Raw genomic sequence first — 10,648 nt, 5'->3', positions numbered from 1 at the left:
CCTAGGGGATTCGAACCCCTGTTACCGCCGTGAAAGGGCGGTGTCCTAGGCCTCTAGACGAAGGGGACAAAAAATCTTCTTTGCGAAGCAACGCTTCGCTGATTTTTTGTAAGGCGAAGTTACTTTAGTAACTGAGCGACCTTAACCTAAGAACGTTTTTGTCATCGTCGCATGCGACGATGACATTTTGTAAGGCGAGGTGAGCTCTGCGAAACCGAGCGACCTCATACCTACAAACTCAAATTCAGTCCTGAAAGCAATTAAGCTTCCGGCCTACCCCACAGATAACAAAACATCTATGAGTAGAAATTTGGTGGAGCCAGGCGGGATCGAACCGCCGACCTCTTGCATGCCATGCAAGCGCTCTCCCAGCTGAGCTATGGCCCCGTATCATCGGAAATTTGTCAGTGACTGTTCCGTGACAGCGGGGCGCATTCTAGGCATCCGGCGTTTTCCTGTCAACGGTTTTTTTAGGAATTTTCTCTGTTTGCTATAAAAGTGAGCGCCTTGTTTATTCTCTCAACAACTTTTGCTTTTGGCAGCAAATGTAAAGTCACATCAAGCGATGGAGAATTACCGCTGCCCGTTGCGGCAACACGCAGTGGCATGCCAACCTTACCCATACCTACACCCAACGAATCTGCTGCACTGTTAATGGCATGATGAATAGTTTCTGGTGTCCATTCAGTTAATGCTTCCAGGTGCTGCTGAACAACTTCCAATGGCTCTTTCGCGACCGGGCGAAGATGCTTCTTAGCTGCATTTTCGTCGAACTGGTCGAAATCCTGATAAAAATACACGCTGATTTCAGCCAGCTCTTTGAGCGTTTTAACGCGTTCGCACTGTATAGCAATCACGTCTTCTAATGCAGGACCATTGCTCAAATCCACATTCAATTGCTCAAAGTGCCATTTGGCATGTTCTGCAACGTCAGACGCTGGCAAGGTTTTAATGTAGTGTTGGTTCAACCAAATCAATTTTTCGGTATTAAATGCCGACGCAGACTGACCAATCGCATCTAAACTGAACAGCTCAATCATTTCCTGTTCAGTGAAGATTTCCTGATCACCGTGAGACCAGCCCAAACGGACCAGATAGTTTTTCACTGCCTGTGGCAGGAAACCCTCATCCCGATATTGCATCACACTTACTGCACCATGACGTTTGGACAACTTTTTACCGTCGTCACCCAAAATCATAGATACATGTGCGTATTCAGGTACCGGCGCACCTAACGCCTTTAAAATATTAATTTGGCGGGGAGTGTTATTTATATGGTCTTCACCACGCACAACATGTGTAATCCCCATGTCCCAATCGTCAATTACCACACAGAAATTGTATGTCGGAGTGCCATCTGAGCGCAGAATAATCAAATCATCTAATTCACTATTGCTGATTTCGATGCGACCGCGAACGTGATCTTCAAATACCACCGAACCTTCCAGTGGGTTTTTGAATCGAATCACATAAGGTTGCCCTTCGGGGTGATCGGTACGGTTGCGCCAGGTTCCCGGGTAACGCGGTTTTTCGCCGCGCTCTTTTTGTCCTTCGCGAATTGCATCCAGCTCTTCCGACGACATAAAGCACTTATATGCTTTACCTTCATCTAACATAGTTTGAATGACGGCTTTATAACGATCAAAACGTTCGGTCTGATAAAACGGGCCCGTGTCCCAGGTTAACCCTAGCCATTGCATGCCATCCAGAATGGCCTGTTTGGCTTCCTCAGTTGAACGTTCAATGTCAGTATCTTCTATACGTAATACAAACTCTCCGCCCTGGCTTTTGGCATATAACCAGGAATACAGCGCTGTTCGTGCGCCACCAACGTGAAGATAGCCTGTCGGGCTGGGTGCAAATCGGGTAACTACCGCCATGATTCATCTCTGCAATAAAAAAGTGCGCGCATTTTATCAGTCAATGCCCCAACCTACCAATCCCTAGCAACAGATTGATGATGATTTCACCAAATTGAAGGGATTTTCAGCAATCGAACGCCCTATAGGTTATATTTCAGGCAAACGATTATTTTTTTAAATTTTGTTGTTGACAGTTTTTCTCGCCTCCCTATAATACGCCCCACTTGCCGAGTACGGCAGACAAAAAAGACGGACGCATAGCTCAGTTGGGAGAGCACCGCCCTTACAAGGCGGGGGTCGCAAGTTCAAGCCTTGCTGCGTCCACCATCTATTTCTATATCCCTATATCAAACACTTTCTCCTGTTTTTCGTGACAGAACTGTTTATTCAGGTTTTAATAATATTTTCGGCGTGATTGCCGATAAAGCATTATTAAACCAAATGGATAAGGCGGTAATGAACTTAAAGCTGGCCAGACAAACACGTGTTTTAGTGATCGATGATCAGGTGCTTGCCAAAGGCTACCTTAAGTACTCACTGGAAGAGCTTGGTTTTCAGAATATTGAATACGCCGATCGCGCCAGCACTGCCCTGTCGGCGATTCGCCGCAATCATTATGATTTGATCATTTGTTCTTACGATTTGAAAAATGAGCAGGACGGATATTTCCTTTACGACCAGCTTAAAGAACATAATGAACTGCCTCCCAGTACCGCATTTGTTTTTATTTCTGCCGACACCACCGCCGATATTGTTCACAGTATTGTAGAGCTTCAGCCCGACGATTTTCTGGCCAAGCCGTTTACGGTACGGGAACTGGATCGACGTTTAGGCCGCTTACTTACCCGTAAAAAAGCCCTTCAGCCGGTGTACCATTTAATTGAACAAAGCACGTTAGACAAGGCGCTGCTCGAACTCGAAAACTTCCTGACTGAGCCCAAGAACTCTGAATTTTTCCCGCTGGCCTTAAAACTAAAAGGCGAACTATTACTCGCTTGCGGTCATTACGAAGAGGCAAAAGAGTTTTACCAGGCCATCATCAATGTTCAGAATTTTACCTGGGCACAATTGGGGCTGATTAAAAGCTTTATCTCACTGGATAAAGACGAAGAAGCCGAAAAGCTGGTGATTGAACTGGCTCTCAAGCAGGATTCCATGCTAGCTGCTTACGACTTACTGGCCGCGCTGCAAATAAAGCATCACGAATTTGAGGACGCATTGGAAAGCGTGGAGGTGGCCAGCGCAATTTCGCCCCGAAACCTGCATCGTCACGCCAAGGCGCTAAACCTGTCCCGCTTGACGCACGATTATGAGTCGCAGTTTGAGGCAGCCAAAAAGATTGTAAAAATTGCCAAGAACTCTATTCACGACAAACCAGAGATTTACCTTAATGTTGCGCGTGCTGGAATCGACTTTGCGATGACTGCAGAAGAAGAGCACACTAAAAAGCTGATCAAACAATCTACCGAATTCCTCAAGCAGTTAAAAAGCAGCTTCCCCAAGGCAGACATTGACGACCAGTTAAAGGTCATCGACGCCCGCATGCTCTATTTAGAAGATGAGGTAGATAATGCCAGAGCCCTCCTTAACCAGTTAAATAATGACTCGTGGGAAACTGAAAGCATTGAAGGCCTACTTGATAAAGCCAAGGCATTCCACGAAGTGGGCATTCAGGACCATGCACTGAAGATGCTCGATATGATTGAGCGCCGCTGTAACAGCGATCCAGCGCAAAGCGACTTGTTCCTGCAATATGTACAACAGGAAAAAGCAGAAAAGACTGAAATTAAACTCAGTCCTAAAGAGCTTAACAATAACGCGGTAATTCAATATCAGCGCGGCGATTTGAAAAAAGCACTGGAAACCTTCCGCCAGGCGTTTACCATTATGCCGAAAAACCCGTCAATTGCGCTTAACTTGCTACAGGCCACGGCGATTAATTTAAAAGAATCCAGTAGCGATGAAGCCAAAGAGTCACTCAACAGCACACTAATTCACAATTGCCTGAAGACCATTGAATCCGGTCGCTTAACCGAAGAACAGGAACAGCGTTATCAGCGCGTTAAAAACGTGCTTAAAGATCTGACTTAACCACTTCCCTATCTGCTTTTTACTTTGCCGCTTTTATATAGTGCTGCGGCGCAAGTTATTGCGAATTTTATAATCTGTACTACTTTTGAATAAACTGTTTGCTGAAAGTTAGTGCGACATTTAGCACTGCATAGCTGTTCTGAAGCCTCGTTCCAATGTTAAAAAACGGCGACTATTAAACGATGTTATTAAGGCCATCGCCTTTTTATTTACATAGTTAACTATTGAAAATGAACCAAACACTTATCGAGAAGTACGGTCTTCACAGACCTGAATACGAAACATTACTCACTCAATACGTGCAATCCATAGCCGCACTTTTTGACGTGCCCGTTGCATTTTTAGGTATCAGTGACAATGACACCCTATGGATTAAAGCCGGAGTAGGGACAAATGTTGAACAGGTGCCATTACACGATGCTATTTGCAATCTGGTATTTGAAACCAATGATCTTGTATATATTCCCGATACCACACAAGACCCGCGTACAAGCAAAAAACCCGCAGTAATTGCAGATCACGGCGTAAGATTTTATGCTGGCGTCCCCTTTTCTATTCAAAGCCATACCATCGGCTCGTTTTGCGTTATTGATTCTGTTAGCAGAACCATGTCAGAAAAAGAACTCAAACTGCTTACTGGCTTTGCCCGGCACGTTGGCCAGCAAGTCGAACTGATCTACAAAAATATCCGTACAGAAGACGAACACCAGTTACTGAACAATTCGCCAGCAGCACTCATTCGCTGGCAGTTACGTCCCAATTTTCAAACATCCTATTTGTCAGCCAACATGAGTAAACTGCTGGGTATCACCATTCCGCAGGATGTGTCGCTGTTTAAACTGGACAGCGTTATTCATCCGGATGACACGGATAATTTTTTGTTTACGGTAAGAAACCATCAGCAGGGTGCTGAGATTTGCGAATGTGACTTTAGAATTAAAGTGTCCGGTAACCGGGCAACCTGGTATAAACTCGTTTCTCGCGCGATATTTGAAGGGAAAACGGTTATCGCCATTCAAGGGTTACTGTTAAACAATACCGAGCAAAAATACCTTGAAAGCCGAATTATGGATACCAACGAGCGAATGCGCTTGCTGCTGGAAGCATCAGGGTTGGGGACATCAGATTGGGATATAGAAAACGACTCGTTAAGAGTAAACAATCGCATTTGCGACATCTTAAAACTACATCCCGATAGTGTGGACACCCAAAGTATGTTCTGGATGCAATTAGTTCATCCTGCAGACAAAGAAAAGCTGGTATCACAAATCGAGCACAGCCTGAAAAGTAAAAATGCCGTTGTTGATATTGAATACCGGCTCCGCGACGCTGAAGGTCAGTATTTATGGGTTGAAACCTACGGCAAGGTAGTTACACGTGATGAGGATGGCAGGGCACTTCGATTTGCAGCCACTCATCGCAATATTACAGAGAAAAAACTGGCAGAACTGCATGCGGAAAAACAGCGCAGGCTATTTGGCTTCATTAATCATGCCCAAAACCTGTTCGTGGCACAGAAGGATTTACAACTTGCCTGCGAGCAGATCTTTCCTGAATTAATGGAACTGGCGGAAAGTGCCTACGGTTTTATTGGCAAAATGGAATGTGAAAACGGCGTGCCTTGTTTGCAAATCTATGCCATTTCTGATGTGAGCTGGAGTGAGTCATCGAAAGCCGAATACAACAAATTCAAGCAAGGAGAACTTCGGTTTACTAATTTAAACAACTTGTTTGGCCACGTAGTGACCTCCAACTCCCCCGTAATGGCCAATAAGCCTATGATGCACAAAGCCTCCAAAGGTACGCCTTCCGGTCACCCTGTACTTAAGCGCTTTCTGGGATTGCCGATTCAGCGGGACGGAAGAGTAGTAGGCATGATTGGACTGGCAAACAAGCTGGAAGATTACACTCAGCAAGATGTTGAGTTTTTAACGCCATTAACTGAAACCCTGGCCAACCTGTTTAAAGCGGTGGAGGTTGAACAAGCCAGATTCGAAGCCGAAGAGCGACTGGCTTACCTTGCAGCAACTGACCCGTTAACCGGCTTAATGAATCGACGGGCCTATTTTGATCAGATCCAACAACGAGCAGCAGTAAGCAACGCCCCTCACGGCCTGGCTATCGTTGACATAGACAACTTTAAACTATTAAACGATGGCTATGGGCATCCGGTTGGCGATAAAGTGCTCAAAGAAGTGGCCGATGTATTACGTCGCAATATTCGCAACAACGACATGGTAGCCAGATTAGGCGGCGAAGAATTTGGCATCTATCTGGACACCGAGGATAGCGAAGTGTGCCAAAAAATTTTGCAAACCATGCTGGAACAAATTAAGCAAATAACGCTGAATACCGAACAGGGGCCGCTTAACCATATTACCGTGAGTATTGGCGCAACCATGTTCAGAAAAAGTCCTCAGGCTATCGACACTACCTATTTTGACATTGCTATGAAACAGGCAGATGATGCACTTTATGACGTTAAACGCTCTGGTAAGGCCAATATTGCCTGGTACGGCGCACCAGTTGAGGCTCTCAATAAACCCAGCCTGTCTGAGGTGAAGCACTAGCGTGAATCACGAGAGTGGAACACTGCAGTGAAACACGAGAGTGGAACACTGCAGTGAAACACGAGAGTGGAACACTGCAGTGAAACACGAGAGTGGAACACTAAGCCGTTTGGTACACTACCACGTTCTCACACCACACCGAATCCTGATAAAGCTCGGAATAGCGATAAGTCATTCCCAGCTTTTTCATGATTTGAATAGACGCCATATTTTGCGGCAAAGCAATAGCGCAAAAAGCCGTACTTCCCAGCGATTGCATGAGTTTCATAATGGCTTGCGCCGCTTCAGTAGCATATCCCAGGCCCCACGCTTCGCGTTTAAATCGCCAACCCAGTTCTATTACACTGTCGTCTCTTTGACTGCTGAAAAAGCCTTTGGGCCTGACTAAAATCCAGCCAATCGCACTGTTGCTGGTATCGTTGAGTGATACCTGCCACAACCCCCAGCCTGCTGGCGCATTGCGGTAGCTGAGCAAGCGAGGAATGAAAATATCGTTAATTTCTTTTCTGCTTGTTTTGCGGCCACCGTTCAGAAACCGCATTACCTCTTCGTCCTGATCCAGCTCCCACAAAAAATCGCCGTCGGTTTCGTCCAGTAAGCGATAATTCAGGCGCGGCGAGGAAGGCAATGCAATTGCCATCTATCCCCCTAGCATGGATAAGTTTTTAGTAATGCCGGTTACGCCATCCTGTAAAAAGTGAGACACTTTTTTATCAGCCAGCTTGTCTGTAATGAAGTCCTGTAGCCCGGCTACATCGCCTTGTAGTAAATAATCACGCAACGACAAGCCGTTATCGCTGAACAGGCACAAATGAAGTTTGCCCAGCGCGGTAACACGCAAGCGATTACAGCTACTACAAAAATCAGAGCTGTAAGGCATAATAAAACCTATCCGGCCAGCGTAATCGGGGTGTTGTAGTTCTACCGCAGGCCCTGCGTCTGCCCCGCGTTTTAACACTTCCCACCCCTCGGCTTTTAAGCGCGCAAGATAAGGCTCTGCACTGGTGTGATGAGACTTAAAAAAGGCTTTATGCTGACCGGTTTCCATGAGCTCAATAAAGCGTACCGTTACCGGCATATCCTTTAACCAGGCCAAAAACGTGCTCAACTGGGATTCAGCGAAAGGCCTGAGTAAGACGGTATTTACCTTTACCGCCATACCGTGGATCAGGGATTCATTCACGCCATCGAGTACCGCCGCCAGTTTATCCTGGCCACTAATCAACGCAAACTGAGCTGGGTCCAGGCTATCCAGGCTAATGTTCACCTGGCTTAACCCTGCATTCGCCAGTTGTTTAGCATAGCTGGCCAATTTGCCACCGTGAGTGGTCATGGCCACTTTTTGAATACCCGGCGTGCTAGCACAAGCCGCTACAATATCGCTGACATCTTTGCGAAGCGTCGGTTCGCCACCGGTGACGCGAATTTTACAGGTCCCCAAACCCGCAAAGCCTTTCACCAGGGTATCGATTTCTTTTACCGACAAGAACGTTTCGGCCTTGCCTTCGTATCCATCAGGCAGGCAATACTGACATCGAAAGTTGCATACATCAGTAATGGAAAGTCTCAGGTAGTAAAAGCGTCGGCCAAAGGTATCTTGCAGCAAGGTTTTACACTGTGTATTTAAACCAGAATGGCATCACGGTAACATAGCGCAGCGGTTGATACCAATAGCATTCCGGACTTACTTAAAACAAATCCGGTGGCCGAAGGCGTTTGACTCGCTTTGCCTGCAACGATATTTTATGTACTGCCTCGCTTTAACCAGAAGAATACATGCGCCCTACCCGATTACCCGTTAACCCCGACACGCCCATGCAATGGCATGTGTTTGCACGTTTGTGGCCCTATCTACTTGAATTCAAGCAACGCGTTGCGCTAGCCATGTTGTGCCTGGTTGCGGCTAAGTTTGCCAGTATTGGCTTACCATTTGTACTAAAGCACACAGTTGACAACCTGAACCATGATCCCATTGTTACGCTTGCTGTACCGATTGCGCTGGTTGCCGCCTATGGTGTTTTGCGTTTAATCAATGTGTTGTTGGGAGAAGTGCGGGACACCCTGTTTGGCCGGGTAACGGAGCGCGCCATGCGGCGCGTGGGCCTGGAAGTTTTTGAACACCTGCACCGTCTCGACTTAACGTTTCATTTGTCCAGGCAAACCGGGGGGCTGTCACGCGATATCGAACGCGGCACCAGCGGCATCAGTTTTTTAATGCGTTTTATGGTGTTTAATATTGGCCCAACAATATTAGAGATTGCGCTGGTTGTAGGCGTTTTACTCACTCAGTACGGTATGAGCTTTGCCATGATCATTCTGTGCTCAGTAGTGGCCTATGTGTGGTTTTCCATGAAAGCCACCGACTGGCGAACCGAGTTTGTGCGCCAGGCGAACCTGGCGGACTCAACGTCCAACACCCGCGCCATCGACAGTTTGCTCAATTACGAAACTGTGAAGTACTTCAATAACGAGCAGTATGAAGCCAGTCAATACGACTCAAACCTGGCCAACTGGGAGCAGGCACGTCGCAAAAACCGCTTATCGCTGTTTGCGTTGAACGGGGGACAGGCGTTTATCATTGCCGCATCAATGACCGCAATGATGCTGTTGGCGGCATTAGAGGTGAGTCGCGGGAACATGACCATTGGTGATTTTGTACTGATTAATGCTTTCACCATGCAGATTTTTATGCCATTAAATTTTCTGGGTTTTGTTTACCGGGAAATTCGCGGTTCGCTGGCCAATATTGAAAACCTGTTTAATTTACTGGGCACGGTACCTTTGGTTGCCGATACCGATTCCGCCAGCGAGCTTAACATCCAACAGGGTCGAATTCATTTCGACAACGTGAGTTTTTATTATCGCCCCGAGCGACGTATTTTAAATCACGTGAGTTTTACTATTGAGCCCGGTACCAAAGTCGCCGTGGTAGGCGAAAGTGGTGCGGGTAAATCCACCCTGGTAAAACTGTTGTTTCGGTTTTACGACCCAGTTTCAGGCGCAGTGCGAATTGACGGACAGGATATCAGCGAAGTTACCCAGCACAGTTTACGCAAGCATATTGGCATTGTGCCGCAGGACACCGTGTTGTTTAACGATACCCTGGGGGAAAATATTCGCTATGGCCGCCCCACAGCCAGCGAAGAAGACATTCAGCAGGCAATTCGACTCGCCCACCTTGAATATTTTATTGCCAGTTTGCCGGATGGTATTCACACGCAGGTTGGCGAGCGCGGCTTAAAACTCTCTGGCGGTGAAAAACAACGTGTTGCTATAGCCCGCGCAATACTAAAACGCCCTGCCATTATGGTGTTCGATGAAGCAACCTCCTCACTGGATAGTCAGTCAGAGCAGGCCATTTTAACCGCCCTGCGTGAAGTAGCTCAAGGTCACACCAGTCTGGTAATAGCACACAGACTGTCAACCATTATCGATGCCGACAACATACTGGTAATGCAGCAAGGTCAAATTGTTGAGCAAGGTACGCACAGTGAATTACTGTCTCGTCAGGGGATTTATGCCGGTTTATGGCAGGCACAACAAAAACAGGCAAATCGCTAATGGATCCGCAACAACTTAAACTCACCATTAATCAAATCATGCCTTTTGGTAAATATGCAGGCAGAAAACTGATCCATTTGCCAGAACCCTATTTGGTTTGGTTTGCCAAACAAGGGTTTCCGGAAGGCAAACTGGGCCAACAACTCGCCCTGATGTATGAGATTAAGCTCAATGGCATGGAATCCATGCTCACGCCACTCATCGACAACGATTAACGGGGTTTATTTTGGTTTATCAGCGCAAACGCCAGCAACATCAGCGCATCGATCAGCAAAGTCAGCAATTGCATTTGTGTATTGCCCAAAAAGTACTGGCAAAGCCTGAACTCATGGATACGGTAACCGAACGGTTAAATCGGCGTTACCAAGACAAATTAATGGGCTATGGCAGTTATTTGCACTGGCAGGCAATTCTGGCCGAATTTCCCAATAATGAGCGGTTTATTGCTGCAATGACAGCCAATGACAGTACAACCACGCGTTTGCGAAGAGCCACTATCTTTACGGGTATATTAAGTGAAGAAGAGCGCAACGATTGCCTCGCTGCGCCCTTTGAATAAATGAA

The 10,648-nt window shown here is 46.7% G+C and carries 8 protein-coding genes and 2 tRNA genes; 6 read left to right on the top strand and 4 right to left on the bottom strand.

The annotated features are described in order from the left end of the window. Window positions 1-311 precede the first annotated feature (311 nt). Both ACLR2L_RS08495 and gltX read right to left on the bottom strand, forming a co-directional pair. A tRNA-Ala gene (locus ACLR2L_RS08495) sits at window positions 312-387 on the bottom strand. An 83-nt stretch (window positions 388-470) separates the two neighbouring features. After that, entirely contained in the window at window positions 471-1,880 is a 1,410-nt protein-coding gene (gene gltX, locus ACLR2L_RS08490; RefSeq protein ID WP_413367388.1) for a glutamate--tRNA ligase, read from the bottom strand. A gap of 233 nt (window positions 1,881-2,113) precedes the next feature. Between gltX and ACLR2L_RS08485 the strand changes: the two genes are divergently transcribed. The 3 genes from ACLR2L_RS08485 to ACLR2L_RS08475 all read left to right on the top strand — a co-directional run bounded on the left by ACLR2L_RS08485 (window position 2,114) and on the right by ACLR2L_RS08475 (window position 6,523). Continuing rightward, window positions 2,114-2,189, top strand: a tRNA-Val gene (locus ACLR2L_RS08485). 129 nt (window positions 2,190-2,318) lie between these two features. Next, window positions 2,319-3,953: a response regulator gene (locus ACLR2L_RS08480; protein WP_413367386.1), complete on the top strand. Its 1,635-nt coding sequence runs from the start codon at window positions 2,319-2,321 to the stop codon at window positions 3,951-3,953. A gap of 230 nt (window positions 3,954-4,183) precedes the next feature. Further along, a complete protein-coding gene (locus tag ACLR2L_RS08475; RefSeq protein WP_413367384.1) occupies window positions 4,184-6,523 on the top strand; it encodes a diguanylate cyclase in 2,340 nt (779 codons plus the stop codon). A gap of 100 nt (window positions 6,524-6,623) precedes the next feature. Here the strand turns inward: ACLR2L_RS08475 and ACLR2L_RS08470 are convergent, their stop codons facing one another. Beyond that, window positions 6,624-7,163: a GNAT family N-acetyltransferase gene (locus ACLR2L_RS08470; protein ID WP_413367382.1), complete on the bottom strand. Its 540-nt coding sequence runs from the start codon at window positions 7,161-7,163 to the stop codon at window positions 6,624-6,626. Further along, a complete protein-coding gene (gene moaA / locus ACLR2L_RS08465; protein ID WP_140961284.1) occupies window positions 7,164-8,129 on the bottom strand; it encodes a GTP 3',8-cyclase MoaA in 966 nt (321 codons plus the stop codon). It abuts the gene before it with no gap. 170 nt (window positions 8,130-8,299) lie between these two features. Between moaA and ACLR2L_RS08460 the strand changes: the two genes are divergently transcribed. Genes ACLR2L_RS08460 through ACLR2L_RS08450 form a run of 3 tightly spaced genes read left to right on the top strand, consistent with a single transcriptional unit; the run spans window position 8,300 to window position 10,643 of the window. Further along, complete coding sequence (locus ACLR2L_RS08460) at window positions 8,300-10,084, top strand: ABCB family ABC transporter ATP-binding protein/permease (protein ID WP_413367379.1); 1,785 nt, start codon at window positions 8,300-8,302, stop codon at window positions 10,082-10,084. Then, a complete protein-coding gene (locus ACLR2L_RS08455) occupies window positions 10,084-10,299 on the top strand; it encodes a DUF3820 family protein (protein ID WP_073322631.1) in 216 nt (71 codons plus the stop codon). Before ACLR2L_RS08460 ends, ACLR2L_RS08455 begins: the two co-directional genes overlap by 1 nt. Before the next feature lie 11 nt (window positions 10,300-10,310). Continuing rightward, on the top strand, window positions 10,311-10,643 hold the full coding sequence (locus tag ACLR2L_RS08450; protein ID WP_413367376.1) for a hypothetical protein: 333 nt from the start codon (window positions 10,311-10,313) through the stop codon (window positions 10,641-10,643). Window positions 10,644-10,648: the final 5 nt, after the last annotated feature.

The organism is Alteromonas sp. AMM-1 (genome assembly GCF_047290655.1).
Taxonomy (GTDB): domain Bacteria; phylum Pseudomonadota; class Gammaproteobacteria; order Enterobacterales; family Alteromonadaceae; genus Alteromonas; species Alteromonas mangrovi.
This window is presented reverse-complemented; position numbering and strand designations above follow the sequence as displayed.

Excerpts from the sequence above, each read along its gene's own strand:
- gltX (WP_413367388.1), bottom strand. The coding sequence starts at position 1,880 with ATGGCGGTAGTTACCCGATTTGCACCCAGCCCGACAGGCTATCTTCAC.
- ACLR2L_RS08480 (WP_413367386.1), top strand. The coding sequence starts at position 2,319 with ATGAACTTAAAGCTGGCCAGACAAACACGTGTTTTAGTGATCGATGAT.
- ACLR2L_RS08475 (WP_413367384.1), top strand. The coding sequence starts at position 4,184 with ATGAACCAAACACTTATCGAGAAGTACGGTCTTCACAGACCTGAATAC.
- ACLR2L_RS08470 (WP_413367382.1), bottom strand. The coding sequence starts at position 7,163 with ATGGCAATTGCATTGCCTTCCTCGCCGCGCCTGAATTATCGCTTACTG.
- ACLR2L_RS08460 (WP_413367379.1), top strand. The coding sequence starts at position 8,300 with ATGCGCCCTACCCGATTACCCGTTAACCCCGACACGCCCATGCAATGG.
- ACLR2L_RS08455 (WP_073322631.1), top strand. The coding sequence starts at position 10,084 with ATGGATCCGCAACAACTTAAACTCACCATTAATCAAATCATGCCTTTT.